Source organism: Agrobacterium fabrum str. C58 (genome assembly GCF_000092025.1).
Taxonomy (GTDB): Bacteria; Pseudomonadota; Alphaproteobacteria; order Rhizobiales; family Rhizobiaceae; genus Agrobacterium; species Agrobacterium fabrum.
The window spans coordinates 719743-738639 of the sequence record NC_003062.2; the positions used below are offsets into that span (position 1 = coordinate 719743).

Annotated in this window: 17 protein-coding genes; 9 read left to right on the forward strand and 8 right to left on the reverse strand. The window is 61.3% G+C overall.

Annotated features, from left to right (window positions below):
• Position 1: 1 nt before the first annotated feature.
• Together ATU_RS03550 and ATU_RS03555 are read right to left on the reverse strand one after the other, a co-directional pair.
• Positions 2-655: a ribonuclease HII gene (locus ATU_RS03550; RefSeq protein ID WP_010971095.1), complete on the reverse strand. Its 654-nt coding sequence runs from the start codon at positions 653-655 to the stop codon at positions 2-4.
• A 331-nt stretch (positions 656-986) separates the two neighbouring features.
• A complete protein-coding gene (locus ATU_RS03555) occupies positions 987-2144 on the reverse strand; it encodes a PA0069 family radical SAM protein (RefSeq protein WP_035256314.1) in 1158 nt (385 codons plus the stop codon).
• A gap of 288 nt (positions 2145-2432) precedes the next feature.
• On the opposite strand from ATU_RS03555, the gene ATU_RS03560 reads away from it, so the two are divergent.
• Positions 2433-2951, forward strand: coding sequence for a glycosyltransferase family protein (locus ATU_RS03560; RefSeq protein ID WP_010971097.1), 519 nt, complete (start codon positions 2433-2435; stop codon positions 2949-2951).
• An 11-nt stretch (positions 2952-2962) separates the two neighbouring features.
• Here the strand turns inward: ATU_RS03560 and ATU_RS03565 are convergent, their stop codons facing one another.
• The 3 genes from ATU_RS03565 to ATU_RS03575 form a co-directional block, all read right to left on the reverse strand.
• Positions 2963-4399 carry an FAD-binding oxidoreductase gene (locus ATU_RS03565; protein WP_010971098.1) on the reverse strand — a complete coding sequence of 479 codons (1437 nt, stop codon included), beginning with the start codon at positions 4397-4399 and terminating at the stop codon, positions 2963-2965.
• Between the two features lie 50 nt (positions 4400-4449).
• A complete protein-coding gene (locus ATU_RS03570) occupies positions 4450-5427 on the reverse strand; it encodes an L-threonylcarbamoyladenylate synthase (protein WP_010971099.1) in 978 nt (325 codons plus the stop codon).
• 63 nt (positions 5428-5490) lie between these two features.
• Positions 5491-6099 carry a DUF6656 family protein gene (locus tag ATU_RS03575; protein ID WP_035256317.1) on the reverse strand — a complete coding sequence of 203 codons (609 nt, stop codon included), beginning with the start codon at positions 6097-6099 and terminating at the stop codon, positions 5491-5493.
• 331 nt (positions 6100-6430) lie between these two features.
• On the opposite strand from ATU_RS03575, the gene ATU_RS03580 reads away from it, so the two are divergent.
• The 4 genes from ATU_RS03580 (at position 6431) to ATU_RS03595 (ending at position 10148) form a co-directional block, all read left to right on the forward strand.
• Positions 6431-7675: an aromatic ring-hydroxylating oxygenase subunit alpha gene (locus ATU_RS03580; protein ID WP_010971101.1), complete on the forward strand. Its 1245-nt coding sequence runs from the start codon at positions 6431-6433 to the stop codon at positions 7673-7675.
• 7 nt (positions 7676-7682) lie between these two features.
• Positions 7683-8765 carry an FAD-binding oxidoreductase gene (locus ATU_RS03585; RefSeq protein WP_035256321.1) on the forward strand — a complete coding sequence of 361 codons (1083 nt, stop codon included), beginning with the start codon at positions 7683-7685 and terminating at the stop codon, positions 8763-8765.
• A 174-nt stretch (positions 8766-8939) separates the two neighbouring features.
• Positions 8940-9401: a BA14K family protein gene (locus ATU_RS03590; RefSeq protein ID WP_010971103.1), complete on the forward strand. Its 462-nt coding sequence runs from the start codon at positions 8940-8942 to the stop codon at positions 9399-9401.
• Positions 9402-9623: 222 nt separating this feature from the next.
• Positions 9624-10148, forward strand: coding sequence for a BA14K family protein (locus tag ATU_RS03595; protein WP_010971104.1), 525 nt, complete (start codon positions 9624-9626; stop codon positions 10146-10148).
• Between the two features lie 60 nt (positions 10149-10208).
• Here ATU_RS03595 and ATU_RS03600 read toward each other — a convergent pair whose 3' ends face one another.
• Complete coding sequence (locus tag ATU_RS03600) at positions 10209-11204, reverse strand: transporter (RefSeq protein ID WP_006309783.1); 996 nt, start codon at positions 11202-11204, stop codon at positions 10209-10211.
• 209 nt (positions 11205-11413) lie between these two features.
• Here ATU_RS03600 and ATU_RS03605 point away from each other — a divergent pair, with 209 nt between their 5' ends.
• From ATU_RS03605 to ATU_RS03615, 3 genes are all read left to right on the forward strand, one after another.
• Positions 11414-13198, forward strand: a complete 1785-nt coding sequence (locus ATU_RS03605; RefSeq protein ID WP_010971105.1) for an acyl-CoA dehydrogenase family protein — start codon at positions 11414-11416, stop codon at positions 13196-13198.
• A 10-nt stretch (positions 13199-13208) separates the two neighbouring features.
• Positions 13209-13967 (forward strand): crotonase/enoyl-CoA hydratase family protein, encoded by a 759-nt coding sequence (locus tag ATU_RS03610; RefSeq protein WP_010971106.1) that lies wholly within the window; start codon positions 13209-13211, stop codon positions 13965-13967.
• A gap of 90 nt (positions 13968-14057) precedes the next feature.
• Positions 14058-14372: a hypothetical protein gene (locus ATU_RS03615; RefSeq protein WP_035256324.1), complete on the forward strand. Its 315-nt coding sequence runs from the start codon at positions 14058-14060 to the stop codon at positions 14370-14372.
• A gap of 208 nt (positions 14373-14580) precedes the next feature.
• On the opposite strand, the gene ATU_RS03620 is transcribed toward ATU_RS03615, so the two are convergent.
• Positions 14581-15831: a class I SAM-dependent RNA methyltransferase gene (locus tag ATU_RS03620; RefSeq protein WP_010971108.1), complete on the reverse strand. Its 1251-nt coding sequence runs from the start codon at positions 15829-15831 to the stop codon at positions 14581-14583.
• Positions 15828-16580, reverse strand: coding sequence for a TlyA family rRNA (cytidine-2'-O)-methyltransferase (locus tag ATU_RS03625; RefSeq protein WP_010971109.1), 753 nt, complete (start codon positions 16578-16580; stop codon positions 15828-15830). The genes ATU_RS03620 and ATU_RS03625 overlap by 4 nt, the downstream gene beginning before the upstream one ends.
• Positions 16581-16858: 278 nt before the next feature.
• On the opposite strand from ATU_RS03625, the gene ATU_RS03630 reads away from it, so the two are divergent.
• On the forward strand, positions 16859-18880 hold the full coding sequence (locus ATU_RS03630; protein ID WP_010971110.1) for a methyl-accepting chemotaxis protein: 2022 nt from the start codon (positions 16859-16861) through the stop codon (positions 18878-18880).
• Positions 18881-18897 lie beyond the last annotated feature (17 nt).

An 18897-nucleotide genomic window follows, 5' to 3' on the forward strand; every position in this document is an offset into this window, starting at 1 on the left:
CTCAATCCCGCTTCAGCGGCCGAAAGCTCATCCGGTGCAGCGCGCAAGGCCCATGGCTTTCGATGGCGCGCAGATGGGCCGGCGTGCCGTAACCGGCATGCCCTTCGAAGCCGTAGGAGGTGTGCACCACGCCGGCCCGTTCCATCATCCGGTCGCGGGTCACCTTGGCGATGATCGAGGCGGCGGCGATGGAGAGGGAGCGGGAATCGCCCTTGATGACGGCCTTGGCTTCGCAGGGGATGCCCGGTGGCCTGTCGCGGCCGTCGGCCAGCACGAGGGCGGGGGGGATTTCGAGGCCGAGCACGGCGCGGCGCATGGCGTCGAGGCTGGCACGCAGGATATTCACGCTGTCGATCAGGCCGGGGCCGGAGGAGGCGACCGACACGATCGAGGTTTCCATGATCTGCACAAAAAGGCTTTCCCGTTTCTGCCTGGTCAGCTTCTTGGAATCGTCCATGCCTTTGGGAATATTATCCGGATCGAGAATGACGGCCGCCGCAACCACCGGGCCGGCAAGTGGCCCCCGGCCTGCCTCATCCGTGCCGGCCACGGGCCAGAAGCCCTTCTTTTTGGCTTCCAGTTCGAACGCGAAGTCCGGGCCGGTATCGACAAGGTCGAAAAGAGCAGGAGAATCGGGTGTGGCGGTGCGTTTCATGCGGCGAAACTCGCATACACACCCGATCTCCTGCAAGCCCCCGGAAGCGGGCGATGACAGGCGCGGTGAGCCGGGGTCGAGGGGCGTGGCTCACCGTGCCCCTTAGGTCGTCATGACCTTTGATCCTCCAGCGGGGCGGCGGAGGAAAAACGATCGCACGCGAGGCGGCGGGTTCCGGGGGCAATGTCCGGCAGGCCAGGGAAAACCCGCCGGGCATTTCGTCAGGAGCATGCCGGTTAAACGAAGGACCGGCGCTCCAAATAATATTCTTCCTGATATCGGCACGTCGGTAAGACAGCCGTAATCAACAGCGACGCTTTCAGCGCCGGTTTCAAAGCAGTGACAATTGGACCCCGGCACCCCCCGGCGGCACGAAGAGATCGTCGCGCAGATGAATGCCACGGCGGATAAGGCCAAGCCTTTTCGTCGCCATCTCGAAACGCCGGCCGATCTGCCAGGCGTAGGGACCGGCGCCCTTCATGCGCTTGCCGAATTCCGCGTCGTAATCCTTGCCGTCACGCATGGAGCGCACCAGCGACATGACATGGCGATAACGGTCCGGATAGTTGCGCAACAACCAGTCGCGAAACAGTGGGCTCACCTCCAGTGGCAGACGCAGCAGCACATAAGAAGCCTCGGTCGCCCCCGCTGCCTTGCCGGCCTCGAGAATACGTTCGATCTCATGATCGTTGAGGGCCGGAATGACGGGCGCCATCATCACGGCAACCGGAACGCCAGCCTCCGTCAATGCCTTCACTGCCTCCAGCCGTTTCTCCGGCGTGGCAGCGCGCGGTTCCATGTTGCGCGCGAGCTTGCGGTCCAGCGTGGTTACGGAAATGCCGACCTTGGCGAGACCCTTTTTAGCCATTGGCGCCAGAATGTCGATGTCCCGCCTGATCAGCGCCGATTTGGTGACGATGGCGACGGGGTGATCGGCCTTGGCCAGCACTTCCAGTATCTGCCGCATGATACGCCATTCGCGCTCTATCGGCTGATAAGGATCGGTATTGGTGCCGATGGCGATCACCCGCGGCTTGTAGCCCGGTTTCGCCAATTCCCGTTCGAGCAGCTTTGCAGCATCCGGCTTGGCGAAAAGCTTCGACTCGAAATCGAGCCCGGCCGAAAGCCCCATATAGCTGTGGCTAGGCCTTGCGAAACAATAGATGCAGCCATGTTCGCAACCGCGATAGGGATTGATGGAACGGTCGAACGGGATATCTGGAGATTCGTTGTGAGTTATAATGCTGCGCGGCTTTTCGACCTGCACCTCGGTGCGGAATTCCGGCATATCCTCAAGCGTCTGCCAGCCATCGTCGAAAACCTCGCGCTGCAAGGCCTCGAAGCGCCCGTCCGGGTTCAACCCGGCGCCCCGCCCGCGACGACGGTCGATCTCGATGCGCAGGCCGGATGCATCGGCAAGCGCATTGGCAATATCAGGCATATGGCTCGGCTGAAAGGTGGCCTGCCCGTCAAGCGTATGGTTTCTCATCTGGATGCTCCCAGAGCGCCGCACGCCATCAAGGCACGCTCAACGCCCTAAACCGTTTCCATCTGGAGCGGCGTTTGCTCGCCGTCCGAATGATTAAATTCCTACATCAGGAATGAGAACAATACAAGAACAAAATTATGAGATTACGACTGGGTCGCCGGCCTGCGGCACAAACGGCGGAAGCCGGATGGCTATCGACGCCGGTGCAATGTGCCGCACGCATCGGGCTATTCTCCATCGCAAAGAGGCCAGTGGCAATTTATTGTGCGATGCGTTAGAGCTATGCCTATGTTGACAGTCTTAATGGAATGCCGGGATCAGGAACCGGAACTGGCGCACACGCTGTCCGCGCTTGTGACCGGTGCAGTGGAAGGGCTTGTGAGCGATGTGGTGATTCTCGATCACGGTTCGCGCGATGGATCGTCGCGCGTGGCCGATGCCGCCGGTTGCCGCTTTTATGGGCAGTGGGACATTCAGGAAATCCTGCAATCCGCGCGTGGCGGCTGGCTGTTGTTGATCGAGCCCGGTGCGCGCCCGCAGGCGGGCTGGATCGACGAAATCCTCGAATATGTCGCGATCTGCCCTGATCCCGCACGTTTTTCGCCCTCGCGTTATCACCGGCGGAATATCTTCAGCCGCATGGTGCACCGCGCACCGCCGCTGGAACACGGATACCTCCTGCCAAAGACACAGGCCCTTGCAATCGCAAAATCGGGCATGAGCCTTAAGGAGCTGGTTGGCGGGCAAAAGCCGCGCCGCTTGAATGCGGAAATGGTGCCGGCCTGGGCTTTGCGAACGCCGGCCTGAGGCCGGCAATCTTACCCCACCAAAACCTTGCCGGGGTTCATGATACCCGCAGGGTCGAAGGCGTGCTTGATGCGATGCATCAACTCCATTTCAATGCCGGGCCGGATGGCGGCCAGTTCGTCGCGCTTCAGCTGGCCGATACCATGTTCGGCCGAAATCGAGCCGCCGAGCGACAGCACGATACCGTGCACGATCTCGTTCATGTCTCGCCAGCGGCCGAGGAATTCGGCCTTGTCGGCACCGACTGGCTGGGAGATATTGTAGTGGATGTTGCCGTCGCCGAGATGGCCGAAGGCGCAGATGCGGGCGCCGGGAATGGCGGCGAGCACGGCCTTTTCCGCAGTAGTCATGAATTCCGGTATTTTCGACACCGGAACGGAAACGTCATGCTTGATCGATCCGCCCTCCGGCTTCTGCGCGTCCGACATGCTTTCACGCATGTGCCACAGCGCCTGACGCTGCGCTTCCGATGAGGCGATCACCGCATCCTCGACCAGCCCGGCCTCAAAACCACGCTCCAGCAGCGATTGCATCATCGTGTCCGCCGTCTCGGCCGAATCGGAGGTGGAGATATCGATGAGCGCGTACCAGTCATGCGGCTGCCCCAGAGGGTCGCGCACGCCGGGAATGTGCCTGGCGGTGAACTCGACGCCGATTCGTGGCATGAGTTCAAAGCCGGTCAGCGCCGTGCCGCAGAGGTTGGAGGCCATTTCGAACAGTTTCAGGGCATCCTCGGTGGAGGCAAGACCGGCAAAAGCGACCTGATGGCCGAGCGGCTTGGGGAAAAGCTTCAGCACCGCGCCGGTGATGACACCGAGCGTGCCCTCGGAGCCGATGAAGAGATCGCGCAGATCGTAACCCGTATTGTCCTTTTTCAGCCGGCGCAGCCCGTTCCAGATTTCGCCGGTTGGCAGGACCACTTCGAGCCCGAGGCACAGCTGGCGCATATTGCCATAGGCAAGCACCGCCGTTCCGCCTGCATTGGTGGCGAGATTGCCACCGATGCGGCAGGAGCCTTGAGAACCGAGCGATAGCGGGAACATGCGCTCCACGGAGCTGGCGGCCTTGTGAATGTCGTCAAGAATGCAGCCGGCATCGGCGACGATGATATTGGCAACGGGATCGATGTCGCGGATGCGGTTCATGCGCTCCAGCGATAGGATGATATCGGTGCCGTCAGCGCGCGGCGTCTGGCCGCCCACAAGGCCGGTATTGCCGGTTTGCGGCACGATGGGCGTGCCGGTCTCGCTGGCGAGCTTCAGGATGGCGGCAACCTCCTCGACGGAACCGGGCTTGAGGAGCAGGGGGGAAGCGCCGCGATAAAGTCCGCGATTTTCCACCAGGCGCGGTGCCATTTCCGCCAGGTCGCGCACCGCATTTTTTTCGCCAACGATGGCGGTGAAGCGGTCAAGGATATCGGAGGAGGGGATGGCGGTCATGGGCGTCATGGGCGGCGTCTCGCTGTCTTTTGAAACATGGGCGAAAGGGTTGAGTGCCGTCAGCCTCGCGGCGCGGCGGCGCGGGAAAGGCGGTCGTTGATCGCCTCTCCAAGACCATGGGTGGGAATTGCGGTGATGGCGATGGTGTCCGCACCGCTCGCATCGGCAGCTTTCAGGTAATCGAAGAGGTTGGCGGCGGCCTCGGCAAGATCGCCGGAAGGGCTGAGGTCGAGAATGGTGCGCGCGGTCTCTTCGCCTGATATGGCGATGCCACCAAATCGGATCAGCGCTTCATCAGGCAGAACCGACGTGGCGCCGAGGCGGACAGTGGCGCCCGGCGCATAATGCGAGGCCAGCATTCCCGGCGCCTCGATGGCGGCGGAGGCTTTTTTCGGTCGTTCGAGCCTGACGCCGGCTAGGCGCTCGATTTCCTCGGTGACGATGCCGCCGGGGCGAAGCAGCCGCACCCGGCCATCCTGCTCCACCTTGACGATGGTGGATTCGACACCCACGGCGGCGGCACCGCCATCGAGAACGAGATTGATCTTCTGCCCGAGATCGGCTTCCACATGGGCCGCACTTGTCGGGCTGATCTTGCCGGAACTATTGGCGCTGGGGGCGGCGAGCGGTTTGCCGAACCGGCGGATAAGATCGCTGGCAAAACCCTGCGGCACGCGAATGCCGACGGTATCGAGCCCGGCCGTCGCCAGCGAATGAATGTCGCTTTCCGGTTTCAGCGGCAGAACCAATGTCAGTGGGCCGGGCCAGAAGGCCTCTGCGAGTTTCCGCGATATCGGGTCGAAAACCGCGTAACGCTCGGCCATGGCGATATCGGCCATATGGCAGATCAGCGGGTTGAATTGCGGCCGGCCCTTGGTCTCGTAAATACGGGTGATGGCAGCGGGATTGGTGGCGTCGGCGGCAAGGCCATAGACGGTTTCCGTCGGCAGCGCGATGGGCCTGCCGTCCGCAAGCTCGGCCACGGATGCCTGCAGGGCTGTTTCCCGCTCGGTTTCAATGTTGATATGACGCGCCATGATGCTGCCTTTCAGGGCGGTCAATAGCGTATTTCAGGCGGGGATGGAAAGTGCTATCGCGCTTTATATCGCCCTGATGATCTTGCGCATCTCCGCCGAGCGCGCGCCGAGCAAGAGCACGTTTTTCAGCGCCACGCGCGGATCGTGCGTCTGGAATAGCAGGCCGCCGCGATGGAAGGAGGTGTCGATGGCGACCTCCCGATCGGGAAGCGCATTGATGGCGACGGCGAAATACATGCGCGAGTAACGCGCATCGATATTTTCGAAGAAGTTTTCGGCCCCGCTCAGCTCGGCGAAGAAATTCGCGAAGTAAAACGACCACATCACATGGCGCTCGGCATCGAAACTGGTTCTCGCCGCCGTGACATGGCAATAGCCAAGATGCGGTCGGTCATTGAGCAGATGGTGAAAAACCATCTTCGGGAAACGGATGGACTGGTGAAAGGTGTTGAGACGGCTGTGGGTGGCATCGGCGGCGGCTTCCAGCTTCCGCCCGGTCAGCGCAGCCACATCGTCATGGCTGTAATAGACACGTTCCCTGGGCAGCCAGCGCTCTTCATAACGGCTGATACGGCCCGTGCGCAGGAAGTCGGAATGCGCGGTCTTCGATCGTATCGGCGTGACCGAGTGCCTTGCCGCATCGAAATAGCGTATGCGTGTCGCCTTCTCCACCAGGAGCGCCTCCGTTGCTGTCGTTCCTTCAATATAGTTTAGGGCACGTTAAAACTCCGTTGCGCCGCACCTCCCGTTTTTTAATGGGTGGAGAGGAGGGCAAGCGCTATCATGCGTCATATTGCGACGTCACGTCCGGCGCTGAATAGCCGTTGGATTTCCCAGCGGAATGGGCAGCGAGGGCGAATTGCGCATGTCGCAATTTGTCGCCAATGCGGAAGCCAATGTCGCTGTTTGTGCTGCCGCAAATGACCGCCGGTGTTTAGATGAGGACATGCTTCCGCAACCCCGCAAATGGTGCCGGGCGGGCGGTTTGATCGAGGATTTGGCCATGGAATTGCGTGACACCGTATTGCGCCAGCTAAAAAACCGCCGCGAAGGCTTCAGCCTGGAGCAGCCGTTCTACACGGACCCGGATTATTTCAAGCTGGATATGGAGACGATCTGGTATCGCGACTGGCTGTTCGTCGGCCATGATTGCGAGGTGCCCAAGTCCGGCAACTACATGACCGTTCAGGTCGGCGCATACTCGGTCGTCATCGTTCGCGGACGCGACGGGCAGATCCGCGCCCTGCAAAATTCCTGCCGCCATCGCGGTTCGCGCGTCTGCAGCGCGCAGAAGGGCCAGGCCGCCCGTCTCGTCTGTCCCTATCACCAGTGGACCTATGATCTGGATGGCAAGCTGCTGTTCGCACGCCATATGGGCGAGGAATTCGACAAGGCGGAATTTGGCCTGAAGCCGGTCGCCTGCGAGACCGTTGCCGGTTACGTCTTCATCTGCCTTGCCGACCAGCCCGCCGATTTCGCGCCGATGCGCGCCGAGGTCGAAAGCTACATGGCCCCGCACCGCATCTGGGAAGCCAAGGTCGCGCATGAAAGCACCATCATCGAAAAGGGCAACTGGAAGCTCGTCTGGGAAAACAACCGCGAGTGCTACCATTGCGCCGCCAACCACCCCGAACTCTGCCGCACCTATCCCGAAAACCCGAGCGTGACGGGAACGGATGGCGGCGCGAGCGATCCCGAGATCGGCGGTCACTGGGCGCGCTGCGAGGCGGCCGGCCTGCCGAGCCGCTTCAAGATCGATCCGAAGGGCCAGTTCCGTGTTGCCCGGATGCCGCTGATCGGCGAGGCGGAAAGCTACACCATGTCGGGCAAACGCGCCGTGCGCCGGCCGCTGTCGGAGGATGTCAGCATCAGCCATATCGGCGCGCTGCTTCTGTTCCACTACCCGACGACCTGGAACCATTTCCTCGGCGACCACACTATTTCTTTCCGGGTGCTGCCGCTCAACGCCAACGAGACCATGGTCACCACCAAATGGCTGGTGCACAAGGATGCCGTCGAAGGCGTGGATTACGATCTCGAAGACCTCACCCACGTCTGGAACGAGACCAACGACCAGGACCGTCGCATCGTCGAGGAAAATGCCTTCGGCATTCGCTCGCCGGCCTATCAGCCCGGTCCCTATTCCATGGAAGACGAAGGTGGCGTGATGCAGTTCGTCAACTGGTATTCCGATTTCATGGTCGATCGCCTCTCCGGCGACAAGGCCCGGCTCTCGGCCGTAGCGTGATGCGAAGATGAATATGGTTGTGACCTACAAGCACATAGACGAGATGAAGCCGTGGAGCGACAAGCTCCAGCTGCTGGAATGCATTTCAGTGACGCCCGAGACATCGGACGTGATGACCTTCCTGTTCCGCTCCGAGGACCAGAACTGGTTCCGTTATCTGCCGGGCCAGTTCGTCACGCTGGAATTGCCCGTGGGTTCGGAGCCGATTTACCGCACCTACACACTGTCCTCCAGCCCGTCGCGGCCCTATGCGCTGTCGGTCACGGTCAAGGCGCAGGCCACCAGCATCGGCACGCGCTGGATGTTCGATAATCTGAAGCCCGGCATGAAAGTCCGGGCGCTCGGACCGCTCGGCGACTTCTCCTACGTCAAACATCCCGGCGACAAATATCTGTTCATCTCGGCAGGCTCCGGCGTCACGCCGATGATGTCGATGGTGCGCGACATGAGCGACCGCGCGCCGCAGAGCGACATCACCTTCATCAACTGTTCACGCACCCCCGGCGATATCGTCTTCCGTCACGAGCTGGAATATCTCGCCCGTTTCATGCCTAACCTGTCGCTCGGCTTCATTGTCGAGAAATGCGGTCGTACCGATCTCTGGTCCGGACTGAGGGGCATGGTCGACAAGGCCAAGATCGCGCTGCTCGCGCATGATTTCATGGATCGCACCGTCTTCTGTTGCGGTCCGGAGCCGTTCATGGCCGCCGTCCGCTCCATGCTCGACGCATCCGGCTTCGATATGAGCCGCTATCATCAGGAAAGCTTTGCGCCGGCCGCTCCGGTCAGCGTGGGTGAAACAGTTCTCACCGGTGCCGACGGCGAAGCGTTGTCCATGGTGGGCTTCACTCTTTCTGGAAAAGAGCTGCCCTGCCAGCCAGGCCAGACGGTTCTGATGACGGCGCGTGCTGCCGGCGTCCGCATCGGCGCCGCCTGCGAATCCGGTATCTGCGGCACCTGCCGGGTGCTGAAGCTTTCCGGCGAGGTGGAGATGAACCACAATGGCGGCATTCTCGATGAGGAAATCGAGGAAGGCTATATTCTTGCCTGCTGCTCACGGCCATTGACCGACATCAAGGTGGAGGCGTGACGTCCAACGGCGTCACGTTCTAATTTTCCTTCGCCGAATAGCTGTCTGGAACTAAATTTTAGCAAACTCGTTTGCACGTCATCGAATTCTTTTCGGGCGAGGGGCTGCCCTGACCTCCGACAAGAGCACGGTGAAAGGCGCTGTTAAAGGCGTCAGAGCAAATGGAGGAAGATCATGCTGAATTTCCGGACAACGAGTGTCGCTACAGCGATTATCGTGTTCTTCACTAGCTTCACGCCATCTCAGGCGTTTCAAGCGCCGGTGCCTATCACCAAGCCGGCGGTAGCGACCGAAAACGTCGTGCCTGTACAATACCGCGAGTGGGATCGCCGCCGCAATTGGGATGGTCGTCACATGCGTCGTCCGCCCCCGCACCGCGACGGCTTTTACAACGGCCACCGCGGCTACCGTGACCGTCGCGCGGGTTACCGTTATCACAACGGTTACTGGTTCCCGCTTGCCGCTTTTGCCACCGGCGCCATCATCGGCGGTGCCATGCAGCAGCCGCGTCCAGCCTATGGCGGCAGCCATGTTTCCTGGTGTCAGAACCGCTGGCGTTCGTATCGCGCCTATGACAACACCTATCAGCCGAACAGCGGTCCGCGTCGCATCTGCGTCTCGCCCTACAGCCGCTAACAGTAATTTTGAAAGCCCGGATTTCGATCCGGGCTTTCGTTTTCCAGCTGCCGGATCGGGTAAACGAAGCGTGATGGGATTGTTAATGCTGGGTTCAGGCGAAAACGCCTAGCCTGCAACCTGGAATGTCCAGCCAGACTGAAAAACTGGCCGAATGAGAAGAAAAAAGTGTTATTATTCACGGAGAACGGCCTGTTGACCGTCGTGAATGGAGGAAGTCAGATGAAAAGCTATATCAAGAATATCATGGCTGTCGGTCTTTCTGCGATCGTGGTTGCGGGAGCGATTGTTCCGGCAGAAGCCGCAATGCCATTGCCGGCCGCGCCGAAGAGTGTTGAGACCGCAGGCAATGATGCCAGCAACAATGTCGTGAATGTTCAATACTGGCGCGACCGCGGTGGTCGTGGCGACTGGGGCGACCGTCGCGGCTGGTATGGCGGCCATCGCGGTTATCGTGATTACCGCCCGGGCTATCGTCATCATGACGGCTACTGGTTCCCGCTCGCAGCCTTTGCGACGGGTGCGATCATCGGTGGCGCTCTCTCGCAGCCACGTGAAGTCTATCGCCCGGTTCCGGAATATCGTCCGCGTCCCGTGTATCGCGAATACCGCCCAGTCCGCCGTGGGGGTATGAGCCAGGCGCATGTGAACTGGTGCTATGGCCGCTATCGTTCCTACGATGCCTATAGCAACACGTTCCAACCTTATAACGGCCCGCGCCAGCAGTGCTATTCGCCATACGGCTGATAGACATAACAGGCTGAGATCGACAGAGCCGTCCGGTCACCACCGGACGGCTTTTTGCTGTCACAAGATACGCGCGCGCTTCAGCACGAACCAGGCAAGCGCTACCGAAATCACGATGAAGATGCTGGCTGCCATGGTGCCGCCAGTGCCGACGGTGAACGGCAACTCATCCGTATTCATGCCGAAGAAACCGGTCACCAGCGATGGCGGCAGCAGGAATGCCGTCATCAGCGACAGGATATAAAGGTGCCGGTTGGTTTCGGACGAGAGTTTGGAATCGATTTCTTCATGCAGCAGCCTTGCGCGCTCCTGCAGCGCATAGACGTCGTGATCGACGGCTTCGAGCCGTCCCATCAGGCGCGAAGCGACATCCTCGAAACCGTCAGGCATCTCGTCGTCATCGGCGGCCGATGCACGCCGCATCAGGGTGAGTACGGTGCGCAAGTGCCGGTGCAGGCGCACGACAGTGCGGCGTAGCGGTGCAAGGCGGCGCCGCTCGTCGCGGTTTTCGCTGTCATAAACCATATCCTCGATGGCATTGAGTTCTTCCGTCGTCTCCATCACCAGATTGATGAGCGAGCGCTGGAATTCAGCAACGAGACCTTCGAAGACATGCGATGGCGTGAGGTAGCGGTTGGAATTCTTGTCGACTGCCGCCTTCAGCCGGTCCACCGAATGCAGCGGCTGCAGGCGGGTGGTGATGATGAAGCGGTCGCCCACCGCAAAATGCAGCCAGCCGAAATCGCGCGTTTCCTTGTCGAATTCCCGCTGGAAATCGACCAGCGTGCCGTAGAGCGATTTTTCATCGACCACGATGGAAGGATGCGTCTCATGGGTGGTGAGGCTTGCCCGCGCCGCCGGATCGAGGCCGACGATTGTTTCGAGGAAGCCGGCAACCCGCTGGTCGGCGAGATTGAGATGCAGCCAGTAGAACCCCTCATATCCTGCCATGTCCTCGAAACCAGCATCGGGCGCCAGCCGGCGGCACGGGGCTGTGCCCGGATGAAAATGATAGGCCCAGACAAGGCCGGGAATGGTGGGCGTTATGAGATCCATCGTGGCAGTCCTGACCGGCGGGATGGGAGGAGGGGAGGCGTCCGTCGTTCCGCAGCGGCGAGGCGCATGTCTGCGCATGCTGAGCAAATTCACATGACAGTTTTATAACAAACCTGTCGAAATCGTGGGAATTTTCAAATTGACGTTTACGTAAAAATCATTTAGCCCGAGGGCATTAGCAAGATGCAAGAGCTTCGGGAGGAGGCAGCATGTATAGCGCGCCGGTGGATGATATCGCCTTTACACTCAAGCATGTGGCGGGTCTTGAAGACGCGCTCTCACAGGGTGTGCTGGGAGACCTGAGCGAAGATCTCGTTGATGCCATTCTTGAGGAAGCCGGCCGTTTCGCCACCGGAGAGGTAGCCCCGCTCGCCGATATTGGCGACCGTCAGGGCGCGAAGCTCGCAGACGGCAAGGTCACGACGCCGGATGGCTGGGCCGATCTTTACCGCCGCTGGGCGGAAGCGGGCTGGAACAGCCTGACCGCGCCCGAAGAATTCGGCGGCCAGAACCTGCCGCACATGCTGAATGTCGCGGCACTCGAAATGTGGAATTCCGGCTCCATGGCCTTTGCGCTGGCGCCGACGCTCACCATGGGCGCGGTGGAAGCCATCGTTACCCACGGCAGCAATGATCTGAAGCGCATCTATCTGCCGAAACTCGTATCCGGCGAGTGGACCGGCACCATGAACCTCACCGAACCCCATGCGGGATCGGACCTGGGCGTGTTGAAGACCCGGGCGGAGCGTAATGGTGACGGCACCTACCGCATCTTCGGCCAGAAGATTTTCATCACCTGGGGCGAACACGACGCGGCGGATAATATCATCCACCTCGTTCTCGCCCGTCTGCCGGATGCGCCGACCGGTACGCGCGGCATCTCGCTGTTCCTGGTGCCGAAATTCCTGCCCGATGAAAACGGCGCACCGGGCAGCCGCAACGACCTGTTCTGCCATTCGCTGGAGCACAAGCTCGGCATTCACGGCTCACCCACCTGCACGATGATCTTCGGCGACGGCAAATTCGGTGACGAAAAGGGCGCTCTCGGCTGGCTGATCGGCGAGGAAAACAAGGGCCTCGCCTGCATGTTCACCATGATGAACAACGCCCGCCTTGCGGTCGGCATGCAGGGCGTGGCGATCTGCGAAGCGGCGACCCAGAAGGCGATCGAATACGCGAAAGAGCGCACGCAGGGCAAGGCGCCCGGCTGGCAGGGTTCCGGCATGAGCCCGATCATCGAACATCCTGACATCGCCAGGACGCTTCTGACCATGAAGGCGCTGACGCAAGGATCGCGGGCGATTTCCTTCAGCTGCGCCCATGCCATCGACATGGCGCATGCGACCGAAGACGCCTCCCAGCGCGCTCACTGGCAGGAACGAGCTGCCCTTTTGACACCGATTGCCAAATCCTTCTCCACCGATGCCGGTGTCGATGTCGCCTCCATGGGCATTCAGGTGCATGGCGGCATGGGCTTCATCGAGGAGACAGGTGCTGCGCGTTATCTGCGCGATGCCCGTATCGCGCCGATCTACGAGGGTACCAACGGCATTCAGGCCATCGATCTGGTGCTGCGCAAGCTGCCGCTCTCCGAGGGCGCGCAGGTGCGCGGTTTCATCGCTGAGCTGCGTGAGATTGCCGCCCGGACGGCCGCGTCTAACCGCGATGATCTTGGCGAGACCGCCCGTTATCTTGAAGCCAGCCTCAACGATCTGGAAACGACGACCGACTGGTTGCTCTCCCGCATCAAGGCGGGCGAAACCGAAACCGCGCTTGCTGGTGCCACGGCCTATCAGCGGCTCTTCGGTCTGGCGCTCACCGGTGCCTATCTCGCCAAGGGCGCATTGGTCTCCGTCGATGATGGCCGGAGCGGGCATCGCGCAGCACTTTGCCGGTTCACGGCGGAAAACCTGCTGGCGGAAACGGCGGCGCTGAAGGATCGCGTTATATCAGGGGCGGCAAGCCTTGCCGCCGCCCGCACCCTGTTGGCTTGAGGAGTTTCAGATGTCGGACGATCATATTCTTGTTGAGCCGGTTGGTCATGCGCCTGAGGTTGTGACCATCCGCTTCAACCGGCCGGAGAAGAAAAATGCCATCACCGATGCCATGTATCTGCGCATGGCCGAAGCCCTGCATGCCGCCAATGCGAACACCGAAATTCGGGTGGTCGCATTTCTCGGCACGGAAGGCTGCTTTTCCGCCGGTAATGACATGGCCGATTTCCTCGCCTTCGCCATGTCGGGCGGCAAGGGCAAGCTTGCGGCACTCGAATTTCTGAAAGCGCTCGTCGCCTTCGAAAAGCCGCTGGTTTCGGGCGTGGACGGGCTCGCCATCGGCATCGGCACGACGCTGAACCTGCATTGTGACCTGACGGTCGCCTCCAGCCGCAGCCTGTTCAAGACGCCCTTCGTGGATCTGGCACTGGTGCCGGAAGCGGCCTCCAGCCTGCTTGTGCCAAAACTCATTGGCCATCAGCGCGCCTTTGCGCTGCTTGCCATGGGCGAGGGTTTTTCCGCTGAACAGGCGATGCAGGCCGGGCTGATCTGGAAGGTTGTCGCTCCGGAACACGTAGAAACCGAAACGCTGGCGCTCGCCACCCGCCTTGCCGCCAAACCGCAGCAGGCGCTGAAGATCGCGCGTGATCTGGTTCGCGGTAACCCGCAGGACATACTTGCCCGCATCGAAGAGGAAGGCCGCCACTTCATCGCGCAGCTGCAGAGTGCGGAAGCCCGCGCTGCCTTCGAAGCCTTCATGCGCCGTTAAGCGTTCCAGCAGGAAATAGTTGCGGTTAAGTGCCGGGCAATACGCGCTGTGTTAAATCATGCACCGTCCACCCTTTGGAAGGCCACCCGCATGCGTCAATTCGGTTTTGCCCTGTTCGTCCTCATCTCCGTCACGACTGTAACACAGGCAGCAGCGATCACGCCCTTGCCGGCTACGGGTAACGACGTCATTCTGGCGCAGTCTTCGGACGAGGACAGCCCGAACTTTTATTCCCGCAATAATCGCGACCGCCAGCGCCGCGCCCAATTTATCTGCGTCATCACCCCGCCGGACAGCGCCAATCGCCGTCGTCCTTATATCTGCCCGCTGGAGCGCGGGCGAGTCGGTGGCTCCTGCCGCTGCTCGGGTGTGGTCGGCAGCGGCACTGTCGATACGGCCTGGTAAGAACTTTCAGGCGTCCCCCCGCTTTCATTCCTGTGCTTGCCACAGGAATCCAGCCAGCCCAAGTCCTTGGGCTGAAAAGATTTCCTCTCGCCGCGCAGACACGCGTCGACTGGATTCCCGTGACAAGCACAGGAATGAGGGCCTTTGGGCTTGCGGGCCTATGAACCGTTGCGTCAGCTTCGCGTGAACGACCCAGCGTCCAGACTGCTTATTTCTCCAGTACCGCCACTGCTTCCACATGCGGCGACCACAGGAACTGGTCGACCGGCGTGACGCGGGTGACGCGGTAGCCGCCTTCCGTGAGGATGGCGAGATCGCGTGCGAGTGTCAGCGGATTGCAGCTCACCGCAACGATCTTCTTCACCGTGCTGCGGGCAAGTTCCTTGCACTGGACTTCCGCACCGGCGCGCGGCGGATCGAACACGACGGCATCGTAATTCTTGAGTTCGCTTGTCATCAGCGGCCGGCGGAAGAGATCGCGCTTTTCGACGCTGACCGGTTTCAGGCCCTGCGTGTTGCGGGCGGCGAAATCCAGTGCCTTCAGCGCTTTGTCTTCGGCCTCCACCGCATGCACCCTGCCGATGCGCGCGAGCCTGAGTGCAAACGTTCCGGAACCGCAGAACAGATCGGCAATGCGTTTGGATTTGCCGACATGGGCAAGCATCAGCTCCGCCATGGCATCTTCGGCCTGCTTCGTCGCCTGCGTGAAACCGCCGGCCGGCGGCGAAACCGGAATGCCGCCGAATTCGATGATCGGCTTTTGCGGTTCGATCAGGATTTCACCCGACAGCGAAACGCGGGCAATGCCGCGCATGGCCAGCACCGTTTCCGTGAGCGTGCGCCGCTGCTTGTCGTTGACCGACTTGATGCCCTCGACGGAAATATCGAGACCGGAGAGCGTTTCGAGAACGGTGATGCGGAACGGCTCGGCATTCGCCACCATGGAAAGCCCGATGGCGCGGATGGCATCGAACCGTGAGACAATGCCCGGCGAGGTAACGGGACATTCCTCGATGGCGACGATGTGATGGCTGTTCGCCTGGCTGAAGCCTAGCAGCAGACCCTTTTCCGTCTTGCGGGCGGCAAACACCGCACGGCGGCGCTCGCCGGGGCGACAGATGACGAGATCGTCCACTGGCGGGGTCAGGCCCTTCGATCTCAGTGCCGAAACCACCAGTTCCCGCTTGAAGGCGTGGTAGGGTTGATCAGCCAGATGCTGCAACGAACAGCCGCCGCAGGTGCCGTTGATGCCTTCGGGACCGAAGTGGCGACAGACGGGGTCACGGCGGTCAGCCGAAGCTTCCGTTATCGACATGACCGTGCCCTGATCCTTGACCTTGGCAATCGCGACCGTTTCGCCGGGCAGCGCGAAAGGCACATAGACCGGGCCGTCGGGACAGTGTGCGATGCCATCGCCCTGCGCGCCAAGGCTCTTGATGGTGACGGTCTGTGTGCTCATGGCTTTTCGCCTCCGAGAAGAAATTCGACATTGCCGTCACCGCCGGAAATTGGCGAGGGAATGAGGCCGAGGCTTTTCCAGCCCATGTCCTCGGTCAGCCAGCGTTCCAGCTCGGCCGCCACGGCAGGCGCCGTTTCCGGCTCCTTCAGAAGGCCTGCCTTGCTGATGGCATCACGCCCCGCCTCGAATTGCGGCTTGACGAGCAGAACCGCCAGAGCACCCGGTTCCGCAAGCTCGAGCGCCGGGGCAAGCGCAAGCTTCAGCGAAATGAAGGACACATCGGAAACGATGAAGCCGATGGGTCGTTCATCGATATCATCAGTGGTGAGGAAGCGCGCATTCAGCCCTTCCAGGCTGGTGACGCGCGGATCGTTCTCGATCCTTGGATGGATCTGCCCGTGGCCGACATCGATGGCGACGACATGTTTCGCGCCGCGATGCAGCAGCACCTCGGTAAAGCCGCCCGTCGATGCGCCAACGTCGAGGCAGTCAAGGCCCCTCGGATCAAGCTTGAAATGATCGAGCGCGGCTGTGAGCTTCAGGGCGGCGCGCGAGACGTAAGCCTGCGCCGGATCGGTGATGGCGATCTTGACGTTCGCAGCAACGGTCTGGCTCGGTTTGGTGACGATTTTGCCGTTCACGCTCACGGTGCCGCGCGAAACCGCGTCGCGCGCACGCGAGCGGCTGGCAAAGTGGCCACGCGACACAAGAAGCTGGTCTAGCCGTTCATTTTCAGATGTTTTGGACATGATCCCGTGTCAATGACCGCCAAACCCCGCAGATGCAAGCGATTTATCGCTGGAACCACCCCACAGGCCCTCCGGAAGGCATAAGAAATATGCCGCGGGTATCATGAAAACGACATATGAGATTAATCCAATATAAAGTCTTGTAATGCACTTTGTCCGCAAGGCCCGTGTGGCCGGTCGGAACCTGCCATGACGGCGTCTCCCCCATTTTCCAGAAATTGCGGCCGTTGCAGCGCAGACGTTTGCTCCGTGGCATCGGGTCGCCGAGAGAGTTTGCGATGTCGCTGAAAAATCTCCCCATTAACCTGAAGCTCATAGCCACCTTCTGTGCCTTGATGGGCGTGTGTCTGCTCGCGTCTGCGGTTGTGTTCTGGCAGACCCGGGGGAGCGAGCGTGTCACGATTGAAAACAACCGCACCAAGGACATCATCCAGGCTGTGGATGGTGCGACGGCGGCCATGCTGGAACAGGCCGTCAACCAGCGCGGTTTCCTGCTGTTCCGCAGCGACAGCACCTATAATGATGTCTTCGCACAGCGCGAACTGATGCTGAAGAAGCTCAGCGACGCCCGCGCCCTGGCCGCCGGCCAGCCTGATATCCTGAAGTCCATCGACGATATGGAAAAATCCGCCACCGTGTTCTTCAAGGAACTGGCAGAGCCGCAGATCGCCGCCCGCAAGACGACGGAAGCGCCGATTTCTGAAATCATCGAGATCGGCCGCAACCAGGCGAAAGGTCAGCTTGATGGCTTCCGCGCTGCCGCCGCCAAGATCAAGGAACAGCTGAACGGCCTGTCCACCGTCTACGCTGCTGAACAGCAGGCTGCCGCCCGCAATCTGGAATACGCGCTTCTGGGCGGCGGTGCCGTCGCCGGCCTTCTCGCCGTTCTCCTGATCTGGGCGCTGTCGCGCTCCATCGTCACGCCGATCGTCGGCATGACGGCGGCCATGAGCCGGCTTGCTGATGGCGACCTGACGACGGAAGTTCCCGCCACGGATCGTGGCGACGAAGTCGGCAAGATGGCGAAGGCCGTTCTGGTCTTCAAGGAAGCCGGTCTCGAAAAATCCCGCCTTGCCGGGGAGACTGACCGCATGCGCTCCGCAACGGACGCCGAACGCCGCCGCAACGAGGAAGAAAAGGCGCGCGACGAAGCCGCCAGCGCCTTCGCCAGCGCCGAGCTTGGCAAGGGCCTTGCCGCTCTCGCCGACGGCGATCTTTCCTATCGCATCGAAACGCCTTTTGTGCCTGCCATCGATCCGGTTCGCGTGAATTTCAACAGCGCGGTCGAAAAGCTGCAGCAGGCGCTGCGCACGGTGGGTGAAAACGCCGCCGCCATCAATGCCGGCGCTTCGGAAATGCTCTCTGCCGCCGACGACCTGTCGCGCCGCACCGAACAGCAGGCGGCCTCCATCGAAGAAACCGCTGCGGCTCTGGAAGAAGTCACCACCACGGTGCGTGATAGCGCCCGCGGTGCGGAGGATGCCGGCAATCTGGTCCAGCGCGCCCGCGCCGGTGCGGAGAAGTCGGGCGTCGTGGTCCGCAAGGCGGTTGCCGCCATGCGCGAGATCGAGAAATCCTCGGGTGAAATCGGCAATATCATCGGCGTCATCGACGATATCGCCTTCCAGACCAACCTCTTGGCGCTGAATGCCGGTGTGGAAGCGGCCCGCGCCGGTGATGCCGGCAAGGGTTTTGCTGTTGTCGCACAGGAAGTTCGCGAACTCGCCCAGCGCTCCGCCAATGCTGCCAAGGAAATCAAGACGCTGATCGGCGCGTCCAGCCAGCAGGTGGAAAACGGTGTCAATCTGGTCGATGAGACCGGCAAGGCTCTGGAACTCATCGTGTCGGAAGTCGAAGAGATCAACGCCCATGTCAGCGCCATCGTCGTTGCCGCCCGCGAACAGGCAACCGGCCTGCAGGAAATCAACACGGCCGTGAACACGATGGATCAGGGCACCCAGCAGAATGCCGCCATGGTGGAACAGCAGACCGCCGCCAGCCATTCTCTGGCCCGCGAAGCGGAAGCGCTGAACAGCCTGCTTGGCCAGTTCCGGATGGGCGGCACGCGCGCCGCCGTCGCCGGTGCCGGCGGATATTCCGCGCCGCGCCAGTCTTCCGCCAAGCCCGCCTTCCAGCCCGCGCCCGCCGCACCGGTTCGCAAGGCCCCGGTCAAGTCGGCTTCCGCAGCCGCACGGCCGGTCGCTTCTCCCGCCCGCGCGCTTGGCCAGAGCCTCGCCCGCGCCTTCGGCGGCGCTGCCGAAGCACCGGCTGCCAAGGATCAGGACTGGACGGAATTCTGAGACCGTTTTCAGATTGA

What these genes read in the sequence shown, in the direction of transcription:
- ATU_RS03550 (WP_010971095.1), bottom strand. Translation starts at nt 655, where the DNA reads ATGAAACGCACCGCCACACCCGATTCTCCTGCTCTTTTCGACCTTGTC.
- ATU_RS03555 (WP_035256314.1), bottom strand. Translation starts at nt 2,144, where the DNA reads ATGAGAAACCATACGCTTGACGGGCAGGCCACCTTTCAGCCGAGCCAT.
- ATU_RS03560 (WP_010971097.1), top strand. Translation starts at nt 2,433, where the DNA reads ATGTTGACAGTCTTAATGGAATGCCGGGATCAGGAACCGGAACTGGCG.
- ATU_RS03565 (WP_010971098.1), bottom strand. Translation starts at nt 4,399, where the DNA reads ATGACGCCCATGACCGCCATCCCCTCCTCCGATATCCTTGACCGCTTC.
- ATU_RS03570 (WP_010971099.1), bottom strand. Translation starts at nt 5,427, where the DNA reads ATGGCGCGTCATATCAACATTGAAACCGAGCGGGAAACAGCCCTGCAG.
- ATU_RS03580 (WP_010971101.1), top strand. Translation starts at nt 6,431, where the DNA reads ATGGAATTGCGTGACACCGTATTGCGCCAGCTAAAAAACCGCCGCGAA.
- ATU_RS03585 (WP_035256321.1), top strand. Translation starts at nt 7,683, where the DNA reads ATGAATATGGTTGTGACCTACAAGCACATAGACGAGATGAAGCCGTGG.
- ATU_RS03590 (WP_010971103.1), top strand. Translation starts at nt 8,940, where the DNA reads ATGCTGAATTTCCGGACAACGAGTGTCGCTACAGCGATTATCGTGTTC.
- ATU_RS03595 (WP_010971104.1), top strand. Translation starts at nt 9,624, where the DNA reads ATGAAAAGCTATATCAAGAATATCATGGCTGTCGGTCTTTCTGCGATC.
- ATU_RS03600 (WP_006309783.1), bottom strand. Translation starts at nt 11,204, where the DNA reads ATGGATCTCATAACGCCCACCATTCCCGGCCTTGTCTGGGCCTATCAT.
- ATU_RS03605 (WP_010971105.1), top strand. Translation starts at nt 11,414, where the DNA reads ATGTATAGCGCGCCGGTGGATGATATCGCCTTTACACTCAAGCATGTG.
- ATU_RS03610 (WP_010971106.1), top strand. Translation starts at nt 13,209, where the DNA reads ATGTCGGACGATCATATTCTTGTTGAGCCGGTTGGTCATGCGCCTGAG.
- ATU_RS03615 (WP_035256324.1), top strand. Translation starts at nt 14,058, where the DNA reads ATGCGTCAATTCGGTTTTGCCCTGTTCGTCCTCATCTCCGTCACGACT.
- ATU_RS03620 (WP_010971108.1), bottom strand. Translation starts at nt 15,831, where the DNA reads ATGAGCACACAGACCGTCACCATCAAGAGCCTTGGCGCGCAGGGCGAT.
- ATU_RS03625 (WP_010971109.1), bottom strand. Translation starts at nt 16,580, where the DNA reads ATGTCCAAAACATCTGAAAATGAACGGCTAGACCAGCTTCTTGTGTCG.
- ATU_RS03630 (WP_010971110.1), top strand. Translation starts at nt 16,859, where the DNA reads ATGTCGCTGAAAAATCTCCCCATTAACCTGAAGCTCATAGCCACCTTC.